The 25,360-nt window shown below is 76.8% G+C and carries 24 protein-coding genes; 23 read left to right on the forward strand and 1 reads right to left on the reverse strand.

The genetic code is table 11. The features are described 5' to 3' along the window. Nucleotides 1–12 precede the first annotated feature (12 nt). From fapR to E1B22_RS08495, 22 genes are all read left to right on the forward strand, one after another. A complete protein-coding gene (fapR, locus tag E1B22_RS13735) occupies nt 13–1,191 on the forward strand; it encodes a transcription factor FapR (protein WP_256369287.1) in 1,179 nt (392 codons plus the stop codon). Beyond that, nucleotides 1,188–2,231 carry a phosphate acyltransferase PlsX gene (gene plsX / locus E1B22_RS08390; protein ID WP_243123270.1) on the forward strand — a complete coding sequence of 348 codons (1,044 nt, stop codon included), beginning with the start codon at nt 1,188–1,190 and terminating at the stop codon, nt 2,229–2,231. The genes fapR and plsX overlap by 4 nt, the downstream gene beginning before the upstream one ends. After that, complete coding sequence (locus E1B22_RS08395) at nt 2,215–3,492, forward strand: beta-ketoacyl-ACP synthase III (RefSeq protein WP_371413459.1); 1,278 nt, start codon at nt 2,215–2,217, stop codon at nt 3,490–3,492. Before plsX ends, E1B22_RS08395 begins: the two co-directional genes overlap by 17 nt. Then, complete coding sequence (gene fabD, locus E1B22_RS08400; protein WP_135225286.1) at nt 3,489–4,442, forward strand: ACP S-malonyltransferase; 954 nt, start codon at nt 3,489–3,491, stop codon at nt 4,440–4,442. The genes E1B22_RS08395 and fabD overlap by 4 nt, the downstream gene beginning before the upstream one ends. Next, on the forward strand, nt 4,439–5,188 hold the full coding sequence (fabG, locus tag E1B22_RS08405; protein WP_135225287.1) for a 3-oxoacyl-[acyl-carrier-protein] reductase: 750 nt from the start codon (nt 4,439–4,441) through the stop codon (nt 5,186–5,188). The genes fabD and fabG overlap by 4 nt, the downstream gene beginning before the upstream one ends. Nucleotides 5,189–5,275: 87 nt before the next feature. Then, nucleotides 5,276–5,515: an acyl carrier protein gene (gene acpP, locus E1B22_RS08410; RefSeq protein ID WP_135225288.1), complete on the forward strand. Its 240-nt coding sequence runs from the start codon at nt 5,276–5,278 to the stop codon at nt 5,513–5,515. Nucleotides 5,516–5,601: 86 nt separating this feature from the next. Beyond that, nucleotides 5,602–6,864: a beta-ketoacyl-ACP synthase II gene (gene fabF, locus E1B22_RS08415; RefSeq protein ID WP_135225289.1), complete on the forward strand. Its 1,263-nt coding sequence runs from the start codon at nt 5,602–5,604 to the stop codon at nt 6,862–6,864. Further along, nucleotides 6,854–7,873 (forward strand): ribonuclease III, encoded by a 1,020-nt coding sequence (rnc, locus tag E1B22_RS08420; protein ID WP_135225290.1) that lies wholly within the window; start codon nt 6,854–6,856, stop codon nt 7,871–7,873. The genes fabF and rnc overlap by 11 nt, the downstream gene beginning before the upstream one ends. A gap of 214 nt (nt 7,874–8,087) precedes the next feature. After that, complete coding sequence (locus E1B22_RS08430) at nt 8,088–8,348, forward strand: stage V sporulation protein S (protein WP_167758969.1); 261 nt, start codon at nt 8,088–8,090, stop codon at nt 8,346–8,348. Nucleotides 8,349–8,467: 119 nt separating this feature from the next. Continuing rightward, nucleotides 8,468–12,025 (forward strand): chromosome segregation protein SMC, encoded by a 3,558-nt coding sequence (gene smc, locus E1B22_RS08435; RefSeq protein WP_135225292.1) that lies wholly within the window; start codon nt 8,468–8,470, stop codon nt 12,023–12,025. Between the two features lie 109 nt (nt 12,026–12,134). After that, nucleotides 12,135–13,070 carry a signal recognition particle-docking protein FtsY gene (gene ftsY, locus E1B22_RS08440; RefSeq protein ID WP_135225293.1) on the forward strand — a complete coding sequence of 312 codons (936 nt, stop codon included), beginning with the start codon at nt 12,135–12,137 and terminating at the stop codon, nt 13,068–13,070. A gap of 170 nt (nt 13,071–13,240) precedes the next feature. Then, nucleotides 13,241–13,876: a sigma factor-like helix-turn-helix DNA-binding protein gene (locus E1B22_RS08445; RefSeq protein WP_167758898.1), complete on the forward strand. Its 636-nt coding sequence runs from the start codon at nt 13,241–13,243 to the stop codon at nt 13,874–13,876. A gap of 2 nt (nt 13,877–13,878) precedes the next feature. Continuing rightward, the gene (ffh, locus tag E1B22_RS08450; RefSeq protein ID WP_135225295.1) at nt 13,879–15,216 is read left to right on the forward strand and encodes a signal recognition particle protein; all 1,338 of its coding nucleotides are present in this window, start codon (nt 13,879–13,881) and stop codon (nt 15,214–15,216) included. 139 nt (nt 15,217–15,355) lie between these two features. Then, nucleotides 15,356–15,628, forward strand: a complete 273-nt coding sequence (rpsP, locus tag E1B22_RS08455; protein ID WP_135225296.1) for a 30S ribosomal protein S16 — start codon at nt 15,356–15,358, stop codon at nt 15,626–15,628. A 101-nt stretch (nt 15,629–15,729) separates the two neighbouring features. Continuing rightward, the gene (locus tag E1B22_RS08460; RefSeq protein ID WP_135225297.1) at nt 15,730–15,987 is read left to right on the forward strand and encodes a KH domain-containing protein; all 258 of its coding nucleotides are present in this window, start codon (nt 15,730–15,732) and stop codon (nt 15,985–15,987) included. Further along, a complete protein-coding gene (gene rimM / locus E1B22_RS08465; protein WP_135225298.1) occupies nt 15,984–16,487 on the forward strand; it encodes a ribosome maturation factor RimM in 504 nt (167 codons plus the stop codon). Before E1B22_RS08460 ends, rimM begins: the two co-directional genes overlap by 4 nt. Before the next feature lie 10 nt (nt 16,488–16,497). Continuing rightward, nucleotides 16,498–17,280, forward strand: a complete 783-nt coding sequence (gene trmD, locus E1B22_RS08470) for a tRNA (guanosine(37)-N1)-methyltransferase TrmD (protein ID WP_135225299.1) — start codon at nt 16,498–16,500, stop codon at nt 17,278–17,280. A 217-nt stretch (nt 17,281–17,497) separates the two neighbouring features. Then, the gene (gene rplS / locus E1B22_RS08475) at nt 17,498–17,839 is read left to right on the forward strand and encodes a 50S ribosomal protein L19 (protein ID WP_135225300.1); all 342 of its coding nucleotides are present in this window, start codon (nt 17,498–17,500) and stop codon (nt 17,837–17,839) included. 155 nt (nt 17,840–17,994) lie between these two features. Then, entirely contained in the window at nt 17,995–18,525 is a 531-nt protein-coding gene (gene lepB, locus E1B22_RS08480) for a signal peptidase I (protein WP_135225301.1), read from the forward strand. A 25-nt stretch (nt 18,526–18,550) separates the two neighbouring features. Beyond that, nucleotides 18,551–19,534 (forward strand): GTPase, encoded by a 984-nt coding sequence (locus E1B22_RS08485; RefSeq protein WP_135225302.1) that lies wholly within the window; start codon nt 18,551–18,553, stop codon nt 19,532–19,534. A gap of 233 nt (nt 19,535–19,767) precedes the next feature. Then, nucleotides 19,768–20,733 carry a ribonuclease HII gene (locus E1B22_RS08490; protein ID WP_135225303.1) on the forward strand — a complete coding sequence of 322 codons (966 nt, stop codon included), beginning with the start codon at nt 19,768–19,770 and terminating at the stop codon, nt 20,731–20,733. After that, entirely contained in the window at nt 20,730–21,152 is a 423-nt protein-coding gene (locus E1B22_RS08495; protein WP_135225304.1) for a YraN family protein, read from the forward strand. The genes E1B22_RS08490 and E1B22_RS08495 overlap by 4 nt, the downstream gene beginning before the upstream one ends. A gap of 202 nt (nt 21,153–21,354) precedes the next feature. On the opposite strand, the gene E1B22_RS08500 is transcribed toward E1B22_RS08495, so the two are convergent. After that, entirely contained in the window at nt 21,355–22,926 is a 1,572-nt protein-coding gene (locus E1B22_RS08500; protein ID WP_243123271.1) for a YifB family Mg chelatase-like AAA ATPase, read from the reverse strand. Nucleotides 22,927–23,691: 765 nt separating this feature from the next. Between E1B22_RS08500 and E1B22_RS08505 the strand changes: the two genes are divergently transcribed. Continuing rightward, a complete protein-coding gene (locus E1B22_RS08505; RefSeq protein WP_135225305.1) occupies nt 23,692–25,326 on the forward strand; it encodes an ABC transporter substrate-binding protein in 1,635 nt (544 codons plus the stop codon). Nucleotides 25,327–25,360: the final 34 nt, after the last annotated feature.

Genomic DNA, 25,360 nt, shown 5'->3' on the forward strand with positions numbered 1-25,360 from the left:
AGCGCCCGTGCCATGGGGGGCCCCGGCGGCGAGGGCGGGGCCCCGGCGACGACGAGGAGGCGAGGCCCGGCCTGCGGCCGGGCCTCGTTCGTTCTGGGGCGGCCGACCCGGTGCCGGATCGGCTCCGCCGCGGGCTTGTCCCCTCCGGTCGCCTCGAGGAGCACCGGGCGGCGCCGACGGCGGGGGGCGAGGGGGCTGGCAGGGATTTCCCGCCTTGGCACCGTCCCCGGCCTCCCGTATACTGGCCTTAGTTTGGGTCCGGTCATAGGGCTAACTCCTAGTACCGGAGGTTATCACCTGGTGCGAAATCACGGCCCGACGGCGCCGGCTCCCGATCCGGCGGAGGCGCCACCGCCGTCGCATCCGGTCCCGCAGCCTCCCGGACCCCGCTCCGAGGGCGCGGACCGCGCCGGCGGCGGGGCGGATGCCCGCGGCGGCACCGGCGGCCGCGATCCGCGGCCGAGGGGTCGGGACTCCCGGGCCATTCGCCAGGCGCGGTTGGTGCAGGTGCTGCAGGAGAACCCCTTCCTCACGGACGAGGAGCTGGCCGACCGGTTTCGGGTCAGCGTCGCCACGATCCGGCTGGACCGCATGCGCCTCGGCATCCCCGCCGTCCGGGAGCGGGTCCGCGCCGTGGCCGAGCGCGTCCACGGCCGGGTGCGGGCCCTGCCGCTGCGCGAGATCGTGGGTGAGCTGGTCGACCTGGAGCTCGGCCGCTTCGGCATCTCCATCCTCCAGACCACCCCCGAGATGGCCTTCGCCCGGACCCGCATGGTGCGCAGCCAGTACATCCTCGCGCAGGCCGACTCCCTGGCGCTGGCGGTGGTCGACGCCGAGCTGGCCTTCACCTCGGTGGCCAACGTCAAGTACAAGCGGCCCGTCCAGGTCGGCCAGCGCCTGGTGGCCAAGGCCGTGGTCCTGCGGCATCGCCGCGCCGACGGCGCGCCGGTCGTCCTGGTGCAGACCCGGGCCGGGGACGACGTGGTGTTCCGCGGCAAGTTCGTCGTCCAGGCGCTGGAGGCGGCCCCTCCCGCCTGCGCCACGCCGCCGGGCGGAGGAGGCGCATGGGGGGTCCGGGGCTCCGCCGACGCCGACCCGGCTCGGGACCGTCCGGAGGAACCGGCCTCGCCCCGGCGGGCCCTGCCGTCAGGGCGAGCGGCGGACCCGGGCGGGGGAGGCGGGCGGCCGTGAGCGGGCGGGCCGGCCGCTGGCGGGTGGCGGTGGACGTCATGGGCGGCGATCGGGCCCCGGAGGCGCCGGTGGCCGGCGGGCTCGAGGCGATGCGCCGGTGGCCGGTGGAGATCCTCTGGGTCGGGCCGGAGGCGCAGGTGGCGGCCGAGCTTCGTCGGCAGGTCCGGGGCTCCCGCGTCCCCGGCCGGATCGTCCCCGCCTCGCAGGTGATCGAGCCGGGCGACCCGCCCGTGGCGGCGCTGCGGCGCAAGCCGGACTCCTCCATCACCGTGGGCATCCGCCTCGTGCGCGACGGGGAGGCCGACGCCTTCGTCTCCGCCGGCAGCACCGGGGCCCTGATGGCGGCTGGCAAGCTGCTCTTGGGCACCCTTCCGGGCATCGCGCGCCCCGCCCTGGCCGCCGTGTTGCCGACCCTGGACGGCCGAGGGTTCCTGATGCTGGATCTGGGCGCCAGCGCCGAGGCCGATGCCGAACAGCTGGTCCACTACGCGGTGATGGGGGTCGTCTATGCCCGGGAGGTGCTGGGTCGACCGGCGCCGCGGGTGGCCCTGCTCAACATCGGCAGCGAGGCGGGGAAGGGGAATCGGCTCTACCGCGAGGCCCACGAGCGCCTGGCCCGCAGCGGCCTGGACTTCGCCGGCAACGTGGAGGCCCGCGAGCTCTTCGCGGGGCCGGCGGACGTGGTGGTCTGCGACGGCTTCACCGGCAACGTCGCCCTCAAGGCCATGGAGGGGGTCGGGGAAGCCTGCTGGAAGCTGCTCAAGGCCGAGGTGGCGCGCCGCCCCCTGGCGCGGCTGGCCGCGGGGCTCCTGCGCCCCGTGCTGCGGCGCGTGCGGCGGCAGCTGGACTACGGGGAGTACGGGGCGGCGCTCTTCCTGGGCCTTGACGGCCTGGTGTTCAAGTGCCACGGCTCGTCGGACCCGCGGGCCATCGCCAACGGCATCGGGGCGGCGGTGCGGGCGTGCCAGGGACGCCTCCTGCACCGCATCGGCGAGTCCATCGGCAAGGAGGACGGTGAGGCCCTTGGTCGCGGCCGGTAGAGGGGTGACCATCGCCGGCATCGGCGGCTGCGTGCCGCCTTCGGTGGTCACCAACGACGACCTGGCGCAGGTGGTCGAGACCGACGACGAGTGGATCCGCACCCGCACGGGGATCCGCGAGCGGCGGGTCGCCGACCCGGAGATCGCCACCTCCGACCTGGCCGAGGTGGCGGCCCGCCGGGCCCTGGAGGAGGCGGGGGTGCGCCCCGACCAGGTGGACCTGATCATCGTCGCCACCGTGACGCCGGACATGCCCTTCCCCTCGACGGCTTGCCTGCTGCAGGACCGGCTGGGGGCGGTGCGGGCGGCCGGATTCGACCTGGAGGCCGCCTGCTCCGGCTTCGTGTACGCGCTGGCGGCGGGCGCCCAGTTCATCGCCGCCGGCCTGTACGACACGGTGCTGGTCGTCGGCGCCGAGACCCTGTCCAAGATCCTGGACTGGAGCGACCGGCGCACCTGCGTGTTGCTGGGCGACGGTGCCGGGGCCGCGGTGCTGCGGCCGGCGCCGCCCGGGGAGGGGATCCTGGGGCTGTACCTCGGCGCCGACGGCTCCGGCGGCGACCTGCTCAAGCAGCCCGCCGGCGGCTCCCGCCTGCCCCCCTCGGCGGAGACGGTGGCCCGGGGGCTCCACTACGTCCAGATGAACGGGCGCGAGGTCTTCAAGTTCGCCGTCAAGACCATGGGGGACGCCGCCCAGGCGGCCCTGGCCCAGGCGGGCCTCGGCTTCGACGACGTCGACCTCTACGTGCCCCACCAGGCCAACTACCGGATCATCGAGTCGTCGGCCCGCCGCTTCGACCTGCCGCTGGAGCGGGTGGTGGTGAACATCGACCGCTACGGGAACACCTCCGCCGCCTCCATCCCGGTGGCCCTGGACGAGGCGCTCTCCACCGGGCGCATCCGCGCCGGCCAGACGGTGCTCTTGGTCGCCTTCGGCGGCGGCCTGACCTGGGGTGCGGCGGTGGTCCGCTGGGGCTACGACCGGCAGGCCCCGCGGCCGCTGGAGATGCCGGGCCAGCGGCCGCGCTACGGGCTGCCGGAGTGGATCCGCCGCCAGGCGGCGGAAGGGCGGGCGCGCCGGGACGGACGGGCGCGGCTGGCGGCCGCGGCGGCCGACCCGGCGGCCGCCGCGGCCGACCCGGCGGCGTCGGCGGCCGGGGCCGCGACGCCGCCGGCGGGCCCCGGCGAGCCGGGGGCGCTCCCCGGCCCGCCGGGCCGGGGAGCGCCCCCGCGGGCGGCGGGAGGGGGCGACGCCCGGTGAGCAAGACGGCCGTGGTCTTCCCCGGCCAGGGCGCCCAGTACGTGGGGATGGGCCGGGACCTGTACGAGCGCTTCCCGGAGGCGCGCCGGGTGTTCGAGGAGGCGTCGGCGGCGGCCGGCTTCGACGTGGCCCGGCTGTGCTTCGAGGGGCCGGAGGAGCGCCTGCAGCTGACCGAGTTCCAGCAGCCCGCCCTGCTGGCCGTCGGGGTCGCCTGCTGGCGGGTGCTGGCGGCGCGGGGCCTGGAGCCCGCCGCGGCGGCGGGGCTGTCCCTGGGCGAGTACGGCGCCCTGGTGGTGGCGGGCGTGCTGGAGCTGGGCGATGCCGCGCGGGTGGTGCGGCTGCGAGGGCGGTTCATGCAGGAGGCCGTCCCCCCGGGGGAGGGCGCCATGGCGGCCATCCTGGGCCTGGAGGCGCGGGCGGTGGAAGACCTCTGCCGCCAGGTGGTGGCGGAGGGCGCCGGGGTGGTGGAGCCGGCCAACTACAATTGCCCCGGCCAGATCGTGGTGGCGGGCCATCGCGCCGCGGTGGAGGCCGCCATCGTGCGGGCCCGGACCGCAGGCGCCCGCAAGGCGGTGCTGCTTCCCGTCAGCGCCCCCTTCCACTGCCGCCTGATGGAGCCGGCGGCCGAGCGGCTGGCCGAGGTGCTGGCCCAGGTGCCCCTGCGCCCGGCCCGGATCCCGGTGGTCGCCAACGTGACCGCCGAGCCGGTGACGGATCCCGAGCGCATCCGGGAGCTCTTGGTGCAGCAGGTCCACCGGCCGGTGCGCTGGGAGCAGTCGGTGCGGCGCATGCAGGCCGAGGGCATCACCCGCCTGGTGGAGATGGGGCCGGGCAAGACCCTGACGGGCTTCGCCCGCCGCATCGACCGGTCCCTCGAGGCGGTGCCCGCCGGCACCGTGGAGGAGATCCTGGCGCTGGTTGCCCGGCCGGAAGGGGGTCTGCTAGCATGATCCTTGATCGCCGGGTGGCGCTGGTCACCGGCGGCTCCCGCGGCATCGGCCGGGCCATCGCGGAGGCCCTGGCCGCGGCGGGGGCGCGGGTGGCCGTCAACTACCGCTCCTCGGCGGCCGCCGCCGAGGAGGTGGTGGCCGGGATCCGCGACCGCGGGGGCGAGGCCGTGGCCATCCAGGCCGACGTGGCCGACGGTGAGCAGGCCACGCGCCTGGTGGAGCAGGCCGCCGAGGCCTTCGGCGGGCGCCTGGACATCCTGGTCAACAACGCCGGCATCACGCGGGACAGCCTGATCCTGCGGATGCGGCCGGAGCAGTGGGACGAGGTGCTGGACACCAACCTGCGCAGCCTGTTCTTCACCTGCAAGGCGGCGGCGCGGGTGATGTTGCGACAGCGCTCGGGGCGGATCATCAACATCGCGTCGGTGGTGGGCCTGACCGGCAACGCCGGCCAGGCCAATTACGTGGCGGCCAAGGCGGGGGTCGTGGGGCTGACCAAGGCCCTGGCCCGGGAGCTGGGGTCCCGCGGCATCACCGTCAACGCCATCGCCCCGGGCCTGATCGCCACCGACATGACGGGCGAGCTGGCGCCGGAGCACCGGGACGCCCTCGCCCGCCGCATCGCCCTGGGGCGGCTGGGCACGCCGGAAGACGTGGCTCACGCCGCCGTTTTTCTGGCCTCCGACGGGGCCGCCTACATCACCGGCCAGGTGCTGGTGGTCGACGGCGGCCTGTCCCTGGGGTGAGGCGGCCGGGCGTCCCCGGCCGTCGGCCCCGAGCGGATGCGCCCCCGGCGCGGCCGGTCGCCGCGGCGAGGGAAAGGAGGTGGCACCATGGCGGACGAGGCCCTTTTCCAGCGGGTCAAGGCGATCATCGTGGAGCAGCTGGGGGTGGATGAGGCCAGCGTCACCCCTGAGGCGCGCTTCATCGAGGACCTGGGGGCCGACTCCCTGGACATCGTCGAGCTGATCATGGCGCTGGAGGAGGAGTTCGACCTCGAGATCCCCGACGAGGACGCGGAAAAGATCGCCACCGTGGGGGACGCGGTCCAGTACATCGAGTCCCACAAGTGACCGCGCCGGCGACCGCCCCCGCGGCGGCCGGGGCGCCCCGCCCCCGGCGGGGCGCCCGCCGGCCGGAAAGGAGTGGAGCACCCTCCATGCGGCACCGCGTGGTGATCACCGGTGTCGGGGCCGTCACGCCCCTGGGCGTCGGCGCCGACGCCCTCTGGGAAGGGATCCTGGCAGGCCGCTCGGGGATCCGGCGCATCAGCCGGTTCGACCCCTCGCCCTTCCCGTCCCAGATTGCCGGCGAGGTGCCCGGCTTCGACCCCACCGCCTTCATCGACCGCAAGGAAGCGCGGCGCATGGACCGCTTCACCCAGTTCGCCATGGCGACCGTGGCCATGGCCCTCCGGGACGCCGGCCTGGACCCGGCGTCCCTGGACGGCGACCGCCTCGGCGTGGTCATGGGCACGGGCATCGGCGGCATCGAGACCTTCGTCGAGCAGGCGGCCGTCATGGCAGAGCGCGGTCCCGACCGCGTCAGCCCCTTCTTCATCCCGATGATGATCGCCAACATGGCCGCCGGCCAGGTGGCCATCCGCTACGGTGCCCGGGGTCCGAACACCACCGTGGTCACGGCGTGCGCCGCGTCGGCCCACGCCATCGGCGAGGCCTTCCGGATCCTGCAGCGGGGCCAGGCCGACGTGATGATCACCGGCGGCTCCGAGGCGGCCATCGTCCCGCTGGGGCTGGCGGGCTTCTGCGCCATGAAGGCGCTGTCGACGCGCAACGACCGGCCGGAGGCGGCCTCGCGACCCTTCGACCGGGGACGGGACGGGTTCGTCATGGCCGAGGGCGCCGGGGCGCTGATCCTGGAGACCCTGGAGCACGCCCGGCGGCGGGGCGCGCGGATCTATGCCGAGATCATCGGCTACGGCAGCACCGCCGACGCCCACCACATCACCCAGCCCGCCCCGGGGGGCGAGGGGGGCGCCCGGGCCATGGAGGCCGCCCTGGCCGATGCCGGGATCGACCCCACGGACGTGGACTACATCAACGCCCACGGGACCTCGACGCCCCAGGGCGACGTGGCGGAGACCCTGGCGATCAAGCGGGTCTTCGGCGATCACGCCTACCGGCTGGCGGTCAGCTCGACCAAGTCGATGACCGGCCACCTGCTGGGCGCCGCCGGGGCCGTGGAGGCCATCCTGACGGTGCTGGCGCTGCGCGACGGCGTGCTGCCCCCCACCATCAACCTGGACGACCCCGACCCCGAGTGCGACCTGGACTACGTGCCCCATCGGGCGCGCCCCCGGGCCATCCGCGTGGCCCTGTCCAACTCCTTCGGCTTCGGCGGCCAGAACGCGTGCCTGGCCTTCCGGCGCTACGACGCGGGGGCGGAGGACCGTGGCGCGTGAGGGGCGGTGGGCGGACGGGCCGGAGCCGGCAGGGCCCGACGAGGGGGAAGGCCGGAGCGGGACGAACCCGGCCGGTGGCCTGCCGGCGGGGCCGGACCGGCCGCTGCCGGCAGGCGGCGAGAGCGACCCGCGGCCACCCCGGGCCGGCGAGCCCGGCTGGCTGCAGCGGGTGGCGGCGCTGACGGGGGTCGTCCCCGCCGACCCCGCGCTGTTCCTGGAGGCCCTGACCCATGCCTCCTACCGGGCGGAGCACCCGGACACCGCCGGCGCCGACAACGAGCGCCTGGAGTTCCTGGGGGACGCCGTCCTCAACCTCTGCGTCACCGACCACATCTTCCGCAGCTACCCGGAGCGGCCCGAGGGGGAGCTGAGCAAGCTGCGCGCCGCCACGGTGCGGGCCGAGACCCTGGCGGAGGCGGCGCGCCGGCTGGGCCTGGGGGAGCTCTTGCGCCTGGGACGGGGCGAGGAGGCCACCGGCGGGCGGCAGCGGCCGTCGATCCTGGCCGACGCCTTCGAGGCGATGGTAGCGGCGGTGTACCTCCAGGAGGGGCTGGAGGGTGCGCGGGCCTTCGTCCTGCGCACCTTGGGCGACGACATCCGCCGCCTGGCGGCCCGGTCCGGCGCCTGCGACGATCCGAAGACGGCGCTGCAAGAGCTTTCCCGCCGCCTCGGCCTGGGCGAGCCGAGCTACCGGGTGATCGACACCGCCGGTCCGGAGCACGACCCGCGCTACACCGTGGAGGTGCGGGTCGGTGGCCGCCCGCTGGGCCAGGCCGTCGGCCGCAGCAAGAAGGTGGCGGAGCGGGAGGCGGCTCGCATCGCCCTGGCGGGGCTCGGCGAACCGGCGGCGACGAGCGCCGGGCCGGCGGGAGCCCCCGAAGGCGGAGGCGCGGGGGGCTCGGGCGCCCCGGCGCCGGACGGATCCGCCCACGCCGCGCCGAAGGGCTCGCATGGCACGCCGCCGGACGGGGCGGCACCGCCCGACGGGGCGAGGGCCGGCAAGGCCTAGGGGCCGGCGGCGGCACCGCGGTCCGCGGCGCCGGGGCCGGCGACGGCGGCCCCAGGACCGCGGGGACCGTCCGGCCGGGCGGGAGGAACCGCGCCGCCCGCCGCCGAAACATCCCGGCAAAGCTCGCCCGCCCGCGCGGCGGGTCGAGGGCGTCGCCACCGCTGCGGACGCGACCGTCGGATCCATGGCTCTCGCTGGGGGAGGAGTCGCCGTGGTGCAGGTGCTCAGGGTCTCGGCCAACTCGCGCCCCAAGGCGGTGGCCGGGGCGCTGGCGGCGGTCCTGCGCGAGGACGGTGCCGCCGAGGTCCAGGCCATCGGGGCCGGCGCCGTCAACCAGGCGGTGAAGGCCATCGCCATCACCCGAGGCTACGTGGCGCCCAACGGGATCGACCTGGTGGTGATCCCCGCCTTCACCGACATCGAGATCGACGGCCAGCAGCGCACGGCCATCAAGTTCATCGTCGAGCCCCGTTGACCGCGCCCGGCGCCCCGGGCCCAGGGGGCCGGGTTCGTCCCCGTGACCTGCCCGTTGGACCTGGTGCCACGGCAGGTTTTTTTCTGTCGTCCCGCGGCGGGCCGGACGGGGAGGCGACCATGTACCTCAAGCGGCTGGAGCTCTACGGGTTCAAGTCCTTCGCGGACCGCACCCGGCTGGAGTTCGCACCGGGCATCACCGCCATCGTCGGACCGAACGGCAGCGGCAAGAGCAACCTGGTCGACGCCGTCCGCTGGGTGCTGGGCGAGCAGAGCGCCCGCCAGCTGCGGGGCAGCAAGATGGAGGACGTGATCTTCGCCGGCACCGCCACCCGCAAGGGCGTCGGCCTGGCGGAGGTGGTGCTGGTCCTGGACAACGAGGACGGCGCGCTGCCCATCGACTACAGCGAGGTGACGGTGGCGCGACGGGTCGACCGGGCGGGGGGCAGCGACTACCTGCTCAACGGCCAGCGGGTGCGCCTGCGGGACGTCCAGGAACTGTTCTACGACACCGCCATCGGCCGGGAAGCCTACTCCGTGGTGGGCCAGGGTAAGATCGACGAGATCCTCAGCGCCCGGGACGAGGACCGGCGCGGCCTCCTGGAGGAGGCGGCGGGCATCGTCCGGTTCAAGGTGCGGAAGAGGGAGGCCCTGCGGCGGCTGGAGGAGGCCGAGCGGCGGCTGGAGCGACTGGGCGACATCCTCCGCGAGCTGGAGGACCGGCTGGAGGGCCTGACCGAACAGGCCAAGCGGGCCCACCTCTACCGGCAGTGGCGGGACGAGCTGGTGCAGCTGGAGGCCCGCATGCTCACCGCCCAGGCGGTGGCGGTGCAGCGGCGGCTGGACGACCACGCCCGGCGCGTGGAGGCGGTGCGGGCCCAGGTGGCGGCGGCCCGCCGTCGGCTGGAGGGGGCCGAGGCGCGGCGGGAAGGGCTGCGGGCGGAGGCGCGGGCCCGCGAGGAGCGGCTCGAGGCGGCGCGGGCGGCGCTGGCCGACGCCGAGCGCGGCCTGGAGAGCGTGCGCACGCGTCTCGCCGTACTGGAGGAGCGGGCGGCGCACCTGGAGGCGCAGGCGGAGCAGCTGGCCCGCCAGCGGGAGGAACGGGCCGCCCAGCGGCGGGCCCAGGCGGCCGCGGCGGAGCAGGCCGTGCGCCGCCACCAGGCGCTGGCGGCCGAGCTGGCCGCCGCCCGCCGGGCGGAGGAGGCCGCCCGAGCGGCCCTGGAGGCCGCGTCCCGCGAGGTGGAGGACGCCGAGGCCAGGCTGCTGGACGCCCGGCAGGCCCATCTCGACGCCCTGCAGGAGCTGAGCCGGCTGCGCAACGAGCAGCTGGCGCGGCAGCGGGAGCGGGCGCAGGCGGCCGCCCGGGCCGAGCGGCTCCGGGAGCGGCTGGCGGCCCTCGAGGCCGAGGCGCGGCGCCTCGCGGAGGAGGAGGCGTCCGCCGCCGCCGCGCTGGACCGGCTCGCCGGGGAGGCGGCCGCGGCGGCCCACGAGGAGGAGAGCGCCCGGCGCGCCCTGGCCGCCGCCCAGGAGGAGGGCAGGGAGGCGGCCCGGGAGGTGCAGCGGCTGCGCCAGCAGCTGGGCGAGGCCGCCTCGCGCCTGCAGGTCCTCGAGGAGATGGAGCGGGACCACGAGGGCTTCTTCGCCGGCGTCCGCGCCGTGCTGGCCGGGCGGGACGTGGGCGATCCGACCTACGCCGGCGTGATCGGTGCCGTCGCGGAGCTGATCCAGGTGGAGCCGCGGCTGGAGCGGGCCATCGAGGTGGCCCTGGGGCCGGCGCTGCAGCACCTGATCACCCGCACCGCCGCCGAGGCCGAGGCGGCCATCGAGGCGCTGAAGCGGGCCCGGGCCGGCCGGGCCACCTTCCTGCCGCTGGACACCATCCGACCGGCGGCGCCCGCCGAGCGGGACCGCCACCTGGACCGCCAGCCCGGCGCCGTGGCCTGGGCCATCGACGCCGTGCGCTGCGATCCGGCGTTGCGCCCCGCCCTGGCCAACCTGCTGGGTCGGATCCTCATCGCCGACGACCTGCCGGCGGCCCGGCGCCTGGCGGCGGCCAGCGGCTACCGATACCGGATCGTCACCCTGGACGGCGACGTCGTCCACCCCGGCGGCGCGATGACCGGCGGCCGGGAGGGGCGGCGAGGGGAGGCGGCCGGGTTGCTGGCGCGGCGGCGCCAGGTGGAGGCCCTGCGGGAGCGGGTGCGGGCGCTGCGCACCGCCGTGGCCCGGGCCGAGGACCGCCGCCGTGCGGCGGACCAGGCGGCGGCCCGGGCGGCCGCGGCGGTGGAGGAGGCCCGGCAGCGCCGGCACCGGTGCGCCGTGGCCCGGGCCCGCGCCGAGCAGCAGCGCCAGGCGGCGGCCCAGCAGCGCCAGCGCGTGGCCGCGTCGGCGGCCGACGTGCAGGCGGAGCTGGAGGAGCTGGCCCTGGCGGCGACGGCGGACGAGGGGCCGGCGGGAGAGGGGGTGGAGGCCGCCGAGGCCCGGGTGCGCGCGGCGGCCGAGGCCGTCGCCAAGGCGGAGGAAGCGGTGCGGGCCGCCCGGGCCCGGCGGGACGCGGCCGCCGCGGAACGGGCCCAGGCGGCGGCCCGCTGCGAGAGCCTCGGCCGGGAGGGCCGGCTGCTGGCCGAACAGGCCCAGCGGGCGCGGGAGACCCTGGCCCACCTGGAGGCGGACGCGGACCGGCTCGAGGCGGAGGCCCAGCGGCTCGCCGAGGAACGAGCCCGGCTCGCGGCCGAGCGGAGGCGCCTCGAGGCCGCGGCCGACCAGGCCACCGCCCGGGTGACCGCCTGCCGCGAGGCGCTGGCGCGGCTGCAAGGCGAGCGCGGCCGGCTGGCGGCGGAGCTCGACGCCGTCGAGGACGAGGCGGCGTCCGCCCGCGCCGAGCTGGACCGGCTGGTCGACGGGTTGCGTCAGCTGGAGGTCGAGGCGGCGCGGCTGGAGAGCGAGCGGGACCGCCTGGTGGCGCGGCTGGCGGAGGACTACGGCATCGCCGAGCTCCCCGCGGAGGCGCCCCCGGGTTGGGAGGAGGGCCAGCGCCGCGTCCAGGAGCTGCGCCGGCGCATGGCGGCCCTGGGCGAGGTCAACCTGGCCGCGGTGGAGGAGCACGAGCGGCTCTGCCAGCGCTACGCCTTCCTGGAGCGCCAGTACGACGACCTGCGGCGGGCCCGGGAGGCCCTGCAGGCCGTCCTGGCGGAGATGGACCGGGAGATGGAGCGGCTCTTCCGCGTCACCTACGAGCGCCTGCGGGTCGAGTTCCGCCAGGTGTTCCGCGACCTGTTCGGCGGCGGCCACGCCGACCTGGTCCTGGGCGACGGCGACGTCCTGGAGGCGGGGGTGCAGGTGGTGGCCCAGCCGCCGGGCAAGCGGCTGCAGCACCTGTCCCTGCTCTCCGGCGGCGAGCGGGCGCTGACGGCCATCGCCCTGCTCTTCGCCCTGCTGCGCGTCAAGCCGACGCCCTTCGTGCTGCTGGACGAGATCGACGCCGCCCTGGACGACCGCAACGTGGAGCGGTTCGCCCGCTACCTGCGCCGGTTCCGCGGTACCCAGTTCATCGTCATCACGCACCAGAAGGGCACGATGGCCGTGGCGGACGCCCTCTACGGGGTGACCATGCCGGAGTCCGGCGTCTCCCGGGTGGTGTCGGTACGCCTGGCGGAGGTGGCGGCCGCGGGCGCCTGACCGGCGGCCGCGGCCGCCACCGGGACGGGCGCAGCGCCGGGGGCGGGCGGACCCGGGGCCGCCCGCCCCCGGTGCGGGAGCGCCGGAGGCCTGGAGAGGACGAGGATCGATGATCTGGAGCAGGCTCAAGGCGGGCCTCGCCCGGACCCGGGAGCAGCTGGCCGGCCGCATCCGGGCCGTGGTGCAGGGCGCCGCCGTGGACGAGTCCCTCTTCGAAGAGCTGGAGGCCGCGTTGATCACCGCCGACGTGGGCGTGGCCACCACCCAGCGGCTGCTGGAGCGGCTGCGGGAGCGCATCCGGGCCGAGGGGGTGCGCGACGCCGAGGCCGTGCCGCGCCTCCTGGCGGAGGAGATGCGGGCCCTGCTGGAGGGGGTGGCGGCACCGCCCGCCTCGCCGGCAGGCCGCAAGGGACCGCTGGTGGTCCTGGTGGTGGGCGTCAACGGCAGCGGGAAGACCACCACCGTCGGCAAGCTGGCCGCCCGCTATCGCCAGGAGGGACGGCGGGTGGTGGTGGGGGCGGCCGACACCTTCCGCGCCGCCGCCATCGAGCAGCTGGAACGCTGGTGCCGCCGGGTGGGTGCCGAGCTGGTGCGCCAGCACCCGGGCGCAGACCCGGCGGCGGTGGCCTTCGACGCCCTGCAGGCCGCCCGAGCCCGGGGAGCCGACGTGCTGCTGATCGACACGGCGGGGCGCCTGCACACGCGGGTCAACCTGATGGAGGAGCTCCGCAAGACGGTGCGGGTGCTCAGGCGGCTGGATCCCACCGCCCCCCACGAGGTGCTGCTGGTCCTGGACGCCACCACCGGGCAGAACGCCCTGGCCCAGGCCCGGCACTTCACCGAGGCGGTGGGCGTCACCGGCATCGTGTTGACGAAGCTGGATGGCACGGCCCGCGGCGGCATGGTGGTGGCCATCGCCGACCAGCTGGGGCTGCCCGTCAAGTGGGTGGGGACCGGGGAGGACGCCGACGACCTGGCTCCCTTTGACGCCGCCGAGTTCACCCAGGCGCTGTTCGAGCCCGGTCCCGGCGGGTCCGGCGCCTGACGGGACGGGCGGCGGAGGCGGGCCGGCGCGACGGGACCCCCGTCGGCGGACGGCGCGCCGCGGTCGGCTGTCAAGCTGCTTTGCTTGACATGGGGCACCCCGTGACGTACCATGGGCGCCGGCCGACGCCGGTCAAAGATGGCCGGGCTTCGGCGCGGGGGCGTGGCACCGTGGAGCGAGGTCCAGGGCATGGAGGGGACGCCGGTTCCTCCGGCGCGGCCATGGACCCGGGGGAGCGGCTCGCGCCCGGTGAAGGGGGCGCACGCCGCGGGGGCGGGCGGCGGGACCGGGGCGGGCGGCGCGACCGTTCGCGGGCGCGCCGCGGGCAGCGGGCTGCCGAGGCCGGCGCCGCCTCCCGCCGGGGGGTCCGGGCCGCGCCGCGCCGGGACGCCGACGTCAGCCCCCTGGAGCGGACCGTGCGGCTCCACCGCCTCTACGACCTCTACCGGGGACTCTTGACGGCGCGGCAGCAGGACGCCTTCGAGCTCTACCACTGGCAGGACCTGTCCCTGGGCGAGGTGGCGGAGCACCTGGGCATCTCCCGCCAGGCGGTCCACGACCTGTTGCGTCGCGGGGAGGCCGTGCTCGAGCAGGCGGAGGGGGCCCTGGGGCTGGGGGCGTGGCGCAAGCGTGCCGCGCGGCGGCTCGACCGGCTGGAGGGCCTGCTGGCCGCGGCGGCCCAGCGGCTCGCCCAGGTCGCCCACGAACCCGGCCCCACGGCCCTCGTCGAGGCGGGCGCCCTGCTGGAACAAGCCCGACGGGTGGTGGCGGCCCTGCGCGACGACCTGCCGGCAGGTGGGGTGTGAGCATGGCCTTCGAAGGGCTGGCGGAGAAGCTGCAGGCGGTGTTCCGGCGGCTGCGCGGCAAGGGCAGGCTCTCGGAGGCCGATGTGGAGGCGGCGCTCCGGGAGGTCCGCCTCGCCCTGCTGGAGGCCGACGTCCACTACAGGGTGGTCAAGGACTTCATCGGCCGGGTACGGGAGCGCGCCGTGGGCCAGGAGGTCCTGGAGAGCCTCACGCCGGCCCAGCAGGTGATCAAGATCGTCCACGAGGAGCTGACCCGCCTCATGGGCGGTCAGCACACCCGGCTGGACCTGGGCGGCGAGCCGCCGGTGCGGGTGATGCTCGTCGGGCTGCAGGGCTCCGGCAAGACGACCACGGCCGCCAAGCTGGCCCGCCTGCTGGTTCGTCAGGGGCGTCAGCCGCTGCTGGTGGCCGCCGACGTCTACCGGCCCGCCGCCGTGGAGCAGCTGGTCACCCTGGGACAGCAGATCCAGGTGCCGGTCTACGCGCCGGGCACCGACCGCGACCCGGTGGCGATCGCCCGCGAGGGCGTGGCCGAGGGCCGCCGCCGCGGCCGCGACGTGGTCATCCTCGACACCGCGGGGCGGCTCCACGTGGACGACGCGCTGATGGCCGAGCTGGAGCGCATCCGTCAGGCGGTGGCGCCCCGGGAGACGCTGCTGGTGGTCGACGCGATGACGGGGCAGGACGCCGTCAACGTGGCGACCGCCTTCCACCAGCGCCTGGGCATCGACGGGGTGATCCTCACCAAGCTGGACGGCGACGCCCGCGGCGGGGCCGCGCTGTCCGTGCGGGCGGTGACCGGTCGGCCCATCAAGTTCGTCGGGCTCGGCGAGCGGGTGGACCAGCTGGAGCCCTTCCACCCCGAGCGGATGGCCTCCCGCATCCTGGGCATGGGCGACGTGCTGTCGCTGATCGAGAAGGCCCAGGCGGCCTTCGACGCCCAGCAGGCCCAGCGCCTGGAGCGCAAGCTGCGGGAGCAGACCTTCGACCTGGAGGACTTCCTCGAGCAGCTGCGCCAGGTGCGCAAGATGGGGCCGCTGGACCAGCTGCTGGCCATGATCCCGGGCCTGGCGGGACGGCTCCAGGGCGTCAGGGTGGACGAGGACGAGCTGCGCCGCATCGAGGCGATCATCCAGTCCATGACGCCGGAGGAACGCCGCCACCCGGAGATCATCAACGCCAGCCGGCGGCGGCGCATCGCCCGGGGCAGCGGCACGCGGGTGCAGGACGTGAACCGGCTGCTCAAGCAGTTCGCGGAGACCCAGCGGCTGATGAAGCAGATGGCCGGGGCCGCCCGCCGGGGCCGGCGGGGGCTGGGCAACCTCCCCTTCCTCCGCTAGGGGGTCGAACCCGGTCCGGCGGCGGGCGGGACGCCGGGCCGGGTCGGCGCGGTCCCGGGTCGCGGTGGGCCGCCGGCGACCGGGGCCGGGCGGGATGCCGGTGCCGGCGTCAATCCACGGGATGGCGAGGTGAGGAGCGGTGGCGCTGCGCATGCGGCTGCGCCGGATGGGTGCGAAGAACAACCCGTTCTACCGGGTGGTGGTGGCGGACGCCCGCTCCCCGCGGGACGGCCGGTTCGTCGACGAAATCGGATACTACAATCCCACCACCGACCCGGCGACCATCAAGATCGACGAGGAGAAGGCCATCGAGTGGCTGCGAAAGGGCGCCCAGCCCACGGACATCGTGCGGGTGCTGCTCCAGCGGACCGGCGTGCTGGAGAAGTGGCAGAAGCAGCGCGCGGGCGCCTGAGCGCCGGGGGCGACGGGTGGGTGCGGCGGCCAGGGCGGGGCCGAGCCGTGGGGGTGGGGGCGGTGCGGGCTCGACCCGGGAGGCGATCGAGGTGACGCAGGATGAAGGAGCTGGTGGAGTTCCTCGCCCGCTCGCTGGTGGACCACCCGGATCAGGTCCGGGTCAACGAGGTGGCGGGAGAGCAGACGGTGATCCTCGAGGTGCGGGTCGCGCCGGAGGACGTGGGCAAGATCATCGGCAAGCAGGGGCGCATCGCCCGCGCCATCCGCACCGTGGCCCGGGCCGTGGGCGCCCGCATGGGCAAGCGGGTCGAGGTGGAGATCCTGGACGGGGGCGGGCGGGCGACGGCCGACCGGTGACCCTGGCGGCCATCCTGGCGCCGTGGGGCATCCGGGGCGAGGTCAAGGTCGACCTGCTGAGCGACGACCCCGAGCGCCTGCGGCCGGGCCTGGAGGTGTGGGTGGCGCCGCCCGGCGGCGGTCCCGCCCGGCCGGACACCGTGGAGTGGGCCCGCCCCCATGGGCGGTTCTGGCGGGTCAAGCTGGCCGGCTGTCCCGATCGGACCGCGGCCGAGGCCCTGCGGGGCGGTCGGCTCCAGGTCCCCGAAGACCGGGTACCCCCGCTGCCCGAGGGCCGGTACTACGTGTTCCAGCTGGTGGGGCTGCGGGTGCTCGACCCGGCGGGCCGTCCCGTCGGCCGGGTGCGCGACGTGCTGCGCTACCCGGCCAACGACGTCATCGTGGTGGACGCCGACGACGGCCGGGAGGTCCTGGTCCCGGCGATCCGGCAGGCCGTGGCCGAGATTGACCTAGCGGCGGGCCGGCTGGTGCTGGGCGAGCTGCCGGGGTTGCTGGACTAGGAGGGACGGCGTGCGCATCGACGTGCTCACCCTGTTCCCGGAGATGGTCCGCGCCCCGCTGGAGACCAGCATGATGCGCAAGGCCCGGGAGCGGGGCGTGGTGCGCCTGTTCGTCCACAACCTGCGGGACTGGGCGGAGGGCCGGCACCACGTCGCCGACGACCGGCCCTTCGGCGGCGGGCCGGGCATGGTCCTCAAGCCGGAGCCCATCTTCCGGGCGGTGGACGACCTGTTGGGACCCGGGGGGGCGCGCAGCCGCGGTCCCGGTGTGGAGTTCATCCTGCTGGCGCCGCAGGGGCGGACCCTGACCCAAGCGGTGGCGGCCGACCTGGCGCGGCGCCACTGGCTGGTGCTGCTGTGCGGCCACTACGAGGGCGTCGACGAGCGGGTGCGGCAGGCGCTGGTCACCGACGAGATCTCCATCGGCGACTACGTCCTCACGGGCGGCGAGCTGGCCGCGCTGGTGCTGATCGACGCGGTGGTGCGGCTGCTGCCCGGGGTGCTGGCGGAGGGGGCGGCCGAGCAGGACTCCTTCACCAGCGGGCTGTTGGAGGGTCCGCACTACACCCGGCCCCGGGTCTACCGGGGGATGGCGGTGCCGGAGATCCTGCTCAGCGGCGACCACGGCGCCATCGCCCGCTGGCGGCGGCAGCAGGCCCTGCTGCGGACCCTGGAGCGACGGCCGGACCTGCTGGAGCGGGCGCCCCTGACCCCCGAGGACCGGCGCTTCCTCGAGCAGGTGCGGGCGCGGCGGGGGTCGGTGCGGTCCGGCGCCCCCGACGGGTCGGCCTAGGTCGGCGGTGGGTGCCGAGGGGACGCGGGACCGGTCGCCGCCCGTCCCGATCCCCGCGCTCGACGCCGAGCCCGGCCCGGCGCCACCGGGGCGGAGGCCGCCGGCCGCAGCCCCGCGGCCTCGGCGTCCCACGGCCGGGCGTCCCACCGCCCGGCGCTGTGGTATAATCCCGCCGTGTGAGCGGCGGCATCCCGCGGCGCAGAAGGAGCGGAAGGGCATGGACCTCTTGAAGAGCATCCAGCAGGAGTACATGAAGACCGACGTGCCGGACTTCGGCCCCGGCGACACGGTCCGCGTCCACCTGAAGGTCAAGGAGGGCGGCCGGGAGCGCATCCAGGTCTTCGAGGGGACGGTGATCGCCCGTCGCGGAGGGGGGCTGGACGAGACCTTCACCGTGCGGCGCATCGCCTCCGGCGTCGGGGTCGAGCGGGTGTTCCCCTTGCACTCGCCGGCCATCGCGCGCATCGAGGTCACCCGGCGCGGCAAGGTGCGGCGGGCCCGGCTGAACTACCTGCGCCAGCGGCGGGGCAAGGCGGCGCGCATCAAGGAGAAGCGGTGACGCGTGGGCGGTCGCCACGGCGGCCGGTTCGTCCGAGGACTGGGTCCCCAGTCCTCTTTCTTTATGGGGACGTTCTTTCTTTGATGGGGACGTATGGGGAGGGCGACGCCCCGCGACGCCTTCATGGCGCAGGGAGGAGAGGAGGGACCGCGGCGGTGGCGGCTCGGGGGAGCGCCGCCCGGGAGGTCCTGCAGACCTTGCTGGTGGCGCTGGTGCTGGCCTTGGCCATCCGGGCCTTCGTGGTCGAGTCCTTCGTGGTCGACGGCGTCTCCATGGAACCCGTCCTCCACGACGGCGAGCGGCTGCTGGTGGACAAGTTGACCTACCGCTGGCGCGCGCCCCGGCGCTTCGACGTCGTGGTCTTCCGCTACCCCCTCGACCCCAGCCGGGACTTCGTCAAGCGCGTCATCGGCCTGCCGGGCGAGACCGTCGAGATCCGCGAGGGTCGGGTCTACGTGGACGGGCGGCCGCTGGCGGAACCCTACGTGGCGGAGCGGGCGCCGGACTTCTACCCGCCCGTGACGGTGCCGCCGGGACACGTGTTCGTCCTGGGTGACAACCGGCCCCACTCCGACGACAGCCGCAGCGGCTGGACGGTGCCGATCCGCGACATCATCGGCCGGGCGTGGTTCGTCTACTGGCCGCCGGCGGAGATCGGGCTGGTGCCGCATCCGCAAGGCCCCTGATGGCCGCCGCGGGGAGGGAGGCGCAGTGGGCGAGGGCGGGGCGCTCAAGGGGCACATGGCCCGGGCGCTGCGCCAGGTGCGGCGGTATCTGGCGCAGGTCGACGCCGTGGTCGAGGTGGCCGACGCGCGGGCCCCCTTCACCTCGCGATCCCCCCAGCTGGCGGAGCTGGTGGGCGACCGCCTGCACCTGCTGGTGCTGTCGCGGGGCGACCTGGCGGACCCCCAGGTCACCCGGGCGTGGATGGACTGGTGGCGCGGGCGGGGTCTCGAGCCCCTGGTCGGCGAGGGGCCCGCCGACCCGCGCCTGGTGAGCCGGCTGCGACGGCGGCTGGCCCAGGCGCCGGCGGCCTTCAAACCGCGGGTCATCGTGGTCGGCCTGCCCAACGTGGGCAAGTCGACCCTGCTCAACGGCCTGGCCGGCCGCCGGCGAGCCCGGGTCGGGGCCCAGCCCGGGGTGACGCGGGGCCGGCAGTGGGTGGACGTGGGCGCGTTCTGGCTGCTGGACACGCCCGGGGTGCTGCCGCCGCGCCTGGGTGGGACCCGCCGCCTGGTGTTGGGCGCCCTGGGCCTGGTCGGACCCGAGGTGGCGGGGGCCGAGGAGGTGGCCGCGTTCCTCATCGAGCGCCTCGGCGACCACCCCGCCTTCCAGACGGCCCTCGACCGCTGGGCCACCGCCGCGCGCGCGGCGGTGCGCCCGGCCGACGACGACCCCGACCGGTCCGCGGGCGCGGTCCCGGCGGCGGGAGCGGCGGCAGGGCGCCGCGGGACCGCCCGCCCGCGGGGACGGCCTGCGGTGGAGGCGGTGCTGGAGCAGCTGGCGCGGCGCCGCGGTCTGTTGGGGCCGGGCGGCCGCCCCGACCTGCACCGGGCCGCGGCGGTCTTCGTGGCAGCCTTCCGCGCCGGGGAGCTGGGCCGGTTCTCCCTCGAGCGCCCCGACGCCGTGGCGGGGCCGTCGCCGGCGGACGAACCCGGCTCCGGGGCAGGAGATCCAGTTTCATCCAGCGAATAGCCCTGCGGGACGTCGCCGGTAGGCTCGCGGTCGGGGCTCGCTACGCCGGCCCGCGGCTCCGGCTGCCGCTTCCCGGGAGCCGGGGGTGGGGAGGGTCCGGTGGCGTCGACAGCCCGCCGGCGTGTGCACCGGCGCATGGCCCCGTGGGGTATCGGGGCACGCATCGGGCCGGACGCTGGGGATCGTCGGTCGGCCTCGGAACGGGACGGGGCACGCGGAGGGAGGCAGCCGTCATGGCGGGTCGGGCACCCCTGCCGCCCGGGGGCGGGGCGCATGGCCGGGCGGATCCGGCGGACCGGCCCTGCCCGGCGGGGCGGGCGGTCGGCGTGGGCGCGGGGGACGGGCGGGGGTTGCCGCTGGCGGCGCGGCCGCTGGCGGAGCTGGAGGAGGCGGTGACGGCCGTCGCCCCGGATCAGCTGCCCGCGTGGATCCAGGCCCTGGAGGCCGATCGCCGGGTCGGGGCCCGGCGGCTCGCGGCCCGGGCCCGGCGCCGCTGGGAGCGGTGGCAGGCGGCCCGGTCGCGGTGGGCGCAGCTGGCCGAGGCGCAGCGGCAGCGAGCGGGCGGCGTGCCGGTGGCCGGCGTGGACGAGGTGGGGCGGGGCTGCCTGGCCGGGCCCGTGGTGGCGGCGGCGGTCATCCTTCCCGATGGCGCCTTCCTGCCCGGCCTCGACGACTCCAAGCGGCTCACCCCCGCGGCCAGGGAAGCGCTGGCCGCCGCCGTCCGCGAGCAGGCCGTGGACTGGGCGGTGGGCGTGGCGACCCCGGCGGAGGTCGATGCGCTCAACGTCGCGGCCGCCACCCGCCTGGCCATGCGGCGCGCCCTGGACCGCCTGCGGGTCGTCCCCCAGCGGGTGCTGGTCGACGGGCGCCCGCCCGGGGACCTGGGGTACCCGGTGGAGGCCGTGGTGGACGGCGATGCGCGGCTGGCCGCCATCGCCGCCGCCTCGGTGCTGGCCAAGGTGTTCCGGGACGCGTGGATGCGGCGGCTGGATCCCCTCTATCCCTGGTACGGCTTCGCGCGCAACAAGGGCTACGCCACCGGCGAGCACCGTCGGGCCTTGCTCCGGCACGGTCCGTGCCCGGAGCACCGGCGCCGCTTCCTGGCGGGCCTGGACCCGGCGCAGCGGCCCGGGCGGGACGGCGAGGCTGGTGGGAGCCCGGGTCCCGGCCCGCGGCAGGGGGAGGGGCGGGTCCCATGAGGGACAGGCCGCCGCGCCGCTGGGAACGGGACGGCCGGTGGGAGCTGGGCCGCCGGTCGGAAGAGCTGGCCGCCCGTCACCTGGAGGCGCTGGGCTATCGCGTGGTGGCCCGCAACGTCCGCTGCCCGGGGGGCGAGGCCGACTTGATCTGCCGGCAGGGGGGCGAGTGGGTGGTCGTGGAGGTGCGCGGGAGGCGGAGTGACCGCTTCGGCCCCGCCGCCCAGTCCGTCGACGCCCGCAAGTTCCGCCGCCTGGTGCGGGTGGGGCAGTGGTTCCTGGCGCAGGCCGGCCTGCCGGACGCGCCGTGGCGGATCGACCTGGTGACGGTGACCTGGCCCGCGACCGCCGACGAGCCGGCAGGGGCGGTCGCGCCGAGGGTGGCCGTGTACCGCCGGCTGGAGGGCGGGGCCCAGCGCTAGCCGGGGCGAGGCAGCCGGCGGGGAACGCCGCGCCCCGGGCCCCGTCGTCGGCACCGGCCCCACGCCAGCGATCGCCGGGACGGGGAGGCCTCGGGGGCCGGACGCCGGGCGCCGGCGCAGCCCCGGGCGGTCGCCACTCCGGCCTGAAGCGAAACCGGGCACCTTCAGACTCGGCGACAACCCGCGAGACCAGCCCTGGCGGTCACCACTCCGGCCCGAAGCGAAACTGGGCCGCCAGCTCCACGTCGTCCACCGTGATGGCGTCGCGGCCCGCCAGGTCCGCCGCCGTCCGTGCCACCCGCAGCAGCTTGATCACGCCACGGCCGCTGAGGCCCACCTCGCCGTCGCGGTAGAGGGCCTCGAGCAGCCGCCGGGCCGGCGCCGTCAGCGGTGCCCAGCGCTGCGCGTCGCCGGGTTGCAGCCACCGGTTCACCGGGCCCACCCCGTCCGGGCGGGTCAGGTCGAGGCGGGCGAACCGCTCCGCCTGCATGCGGCGGGCCGCGGTCACCCGCTGGCGGACTGCCGCGGAGGTCTCCTGACGGCCGGGTGCCATGGGTGGGATCGCGGCCCGCTCCACCCGCACCTGCAGGTCGATGCGATCCAGGAGCGGCCCCGAGAGGGCCTGCCGGTAGCGCGCCACCTGCCGGTCCGAGCAGCGGCAGCGGCCGCCGGGGCGACCGCAGGGGCAGGGGTTGGCGCTGGCCACCAGCTGGAAGGCGGCGGGGAAGCGCTCCACGCCGGCGAGGCGGGCCACGGTCACCGAGCCCGTCTCCAGGGGCTCCCGGAGCGCCTCCAGGGTCTCCCTCCGGAACTCGGCCAGTTCGTCCAGCAGCAGGACGCCCCGATGGGCCAGGCTGACCTCGCCCGGCCGCGGTACCTTGCCGCCCCCCACCAGGGCGGCCACGGGGGTGGCGTGATGGGGCGCCCGCAAGGGCGGCCAGGTGATGAGCCCCGCCCCCGCAGGAAGCTGTCCCGCCAGGGAGTGCAGCGCCGTCACCTCCAGGGCCTCGTCGGGATCCAGGGGGGGCAGCAGGCCCGGGAGGCACGAGGCCAGCAGGGTCTTGCCCGCGCCGGGCGGTCCCATCAGCAGGATGTGATGCCCGCCGGCGGCCGCCAGCTCCAGGGCCTTGCGGGCCCAGGGCTGACCCTGGACGGTGGCCAGGTCCGGCGCTGCCGGCGGACGAACCGGTGCCGCGTCGCCCGCGGTCGCGGGCGGCGGATCCCAGGGATCGTCGCGCGCGAGGCGATCCAGGAGCTCGGCGAGCCGCCGCACCGGCAGCGGGCGGATGCCGGGCAGCAGGGCCACCTCGCGGGCGTTGCCGGCCGGGCAGACCAGGTGGGCCACCCCAGCCTGACGGGCGGCCACGGCCATGGGGAGCGCGCCGCGGACGGGGCGCACCGACCCGTCGAGCCCCAGTTCGCCGAAGGCCGCCCAGCCCGGGGGCAGGTGCGGCGCCTGGCCGCTGGCCGCCAGCAACCCCAGGGCGACGGGCAGGTCGAGGGACGTGCCCTCCTTGGGCAGGTCGGCCGGGCTCAGGCTGACGGTGATCCGCTGCAGGGGGAAGGTGCGCCCGGCGGCCCGGATGGCGGCCCGCACCCGCTCTCGCGCCTCCCGGACGGCCGTCGACGCCAGCCCGACCACCACGAAGAGGGGCAGGCCGCGGTCGACCACGGTCTCCACCAACACGGCGACGCCGCGGGGACCCGAGCAGGCCAGGCCGACCACGGCCGAGCCGGTCCCCGCCACCGACCGCCACGGGGCCGTGGGCAGCACGGCCTCGGGCCGCCGCTCGGCGACCTGCCCGGAATCCGACCGCCCACCGCCCGGGGACGGGGTGGGGCGGCCGGCGGGGGATGCGCCGGACGCCGGCCAGCCCCCCGGCTCGCCCCGTGGGCTCCGGGGCGGGGATCCGTTGCGGCATGGCATGGGTCCCCGAGGCTTGCCGTTCTCCGGTGGTGTCACGATGCCTCGCCTCCTGCCGCGCGAGCCGGGCCCGGACCGGGAGCCCGCCTGGGGCGGAGCCGGCGGCGGGACGCCCTCGCTGTCCGGGCCTGGCTGTGAGGCCTGGGACGGCGCCGACGCGCCGAGGCGGCGATGGCGCCCTCGGTCGGCCGCCAGGGCGGTCCCCGCGGCGGCGTGGTGCCCACCGGGCAGGCCGGACGTGCCGGGGACGTCCCGCGTCGGAGGAACCGGCCCGCCCGCGGTCCGGGTTCAGGGGCTTGACATGCGCTGCTGTATGGTAATATATGGATTATAGGATATCGTTGTCAACCCGGGCGGCGGCCGCGCCGCGGGACACAGGGCCGGCCCCGTCGGGGCCGTGTCCTGGGCCCGTGGGCTTGCGGGGCGGGCCGGCCACCGGGACGCGGCGGGACCAGGGGGGCCAGCCGGGCTCGTGGGGCCCCAGGGCTCCAAAGTCCGCGATCCGTCCGCCGCGGCACGGGCCGCGACGGTGCGCCGGCCGGCCGGCGGGCTGGGGCTCGGGCATGGACCGCGGGGACGCCACGTATACATCCCCCGGCGGCGGAGGTGACGGCCATGGCGCCGGGGCGGTGGCGGATCACGCTGGCGGCGGCGCTCGTCGGTGCCGTCGTCCTCGGCTGGTGGGCCGTGGGAGCCCCGGAGGCGACGGAGCGGCGGCCGCCCGGCCGCCCCGGCGGCACATGGGTCGAGCCGATCCCCGTGCCCCCGGCGTCCCTGGATCCGGCCCGGGCCAGCAGCGAGGCCGAGGTGCGCATCGCCGCCCTGCTCTACGACGGCCTGGTGCGCCTCGGGCCCGACGGTCGTCTCGGCCCGGGGCTGGCACGCCGCTGGGAGGTCCGCGACGGCGGCACGCGCTACGTGTTCTGGCTGCGGCCGGGCGTGCGGTTCCACAACGGTCGACCGCTGACCGCCGCGGACGTCGTCTTCAGCCTCCAGCGCCTGGCCGACCCCCGAAAGCCCGCGCCGCGCCAATGGGTGTTGGAGGGCGTGGTGGGCGCCGAGGCCTACCGGCAGGGGCGGGCATCCGCCATCACCGGGCTGCGGGCCCTCGGTGCCGACCGGGTGGAGATCCGCCTGGTGGGTCCGCGGCCGGCGCTCCTGTATCGGCTGGCGACGCCCGGTGCGGCCATCGTCGATGCCGAGACCGTGGCAGGCAGCGGGAGCGGGGCGTTCCCGGCGGTGGGCACCGGGCCCTTCCGGCTGGCGGCGCGGACCGAGGCGGCGATCCGGCTGGAGGCGTACGCCGGCCACTATCGCGGCCGGCCCTACCTGGACGCCGTGGAGCTGGTGGTCGGGGGATCCCGCCGACAGACCCTGGCCGCCTTCGCGGCCGGGCGGCTGACCGCGGTGCGCCTGCTGCCCCACGAGGTTCGCGAGCTGGCCGCCCTCGGGTGGGCCGGACCCCAGTGGCGCCTGGAGCTGCCCGCCACGGTCTGGATCGAGCTCAACGCCGGCCGGCCGCCGCTGACCCACCCGGCGGTGCGCCGGGCGCTGGCATATGCCGTCGACCGGGAGACCCTGGTGGCGGGCCTCGCCCCCGGCGGCTACCGGCTGGCCGAGGGGTGGATCCCGCCCGGCATGGCGGGAGCCCGGCCCGCCGCCCACCTGCCCGCCTACCGCGCGCAGCAGGCGCGGGCGCTGCTGCACGCGGCCGGTGTCCAGCCCGGGGCCGAACTCCGCTGGCTGCAACCGGGCGATCTCTTCTGGTCGGCCGTGGCCGGTCGCCTCGACTACCTGTTGGGGCGGGTCGGCCTGGAGCTGGACGTCACCACCGTCGCCCAGGCCGACTTCCCGCCGCTGGACGGCAGGGACGCCCCGTACCACCTGGCGCCCCGGGCGACGTGGGCGGAGTATCCCGACGCCGAGGCCCTCCTGCTGCCCTGGATCGAGGCGGCCGCGGATCGGGCGATGGGCGCCGGCGGGCAGCGAGGAGCCGTCCTCCGAGGACGGGACCGCCCGGTGCACCAGGCGCTGGCCGCCTTCCTCCCCGCCCGGGGCCGGGAGCGGGCGGAGGCCGCCGCGCGCCTCGAGGCCCGGTTGCTGGATGCCGGCTTCGGCCTGCCGCTCTACCACCCCGTGGTGGTGTGGGCGGTGCAGCCCCAGGTGCGCGGCTTCGTCCCGTCCCCCTTCCCCCAGGGGGCCGATCTGTGGGCCGTCTCCTTCGCACCCGCGGCCGACGACGCCCGCTGAGGGGGCACCGCTTGGGGCGTCGCACCCCGCAGGA

Origin of the sequence: Thermaerobacter sp. FW80 (genome assembly GCF_004634385.1) — a bacterium.
Lineage (GTDB): Bacteria > Bacillota > Sulfobacillia > Thermaerobacterales > Thermaerobacteraceae > Thermaerobacter > Thermaerobacter composti.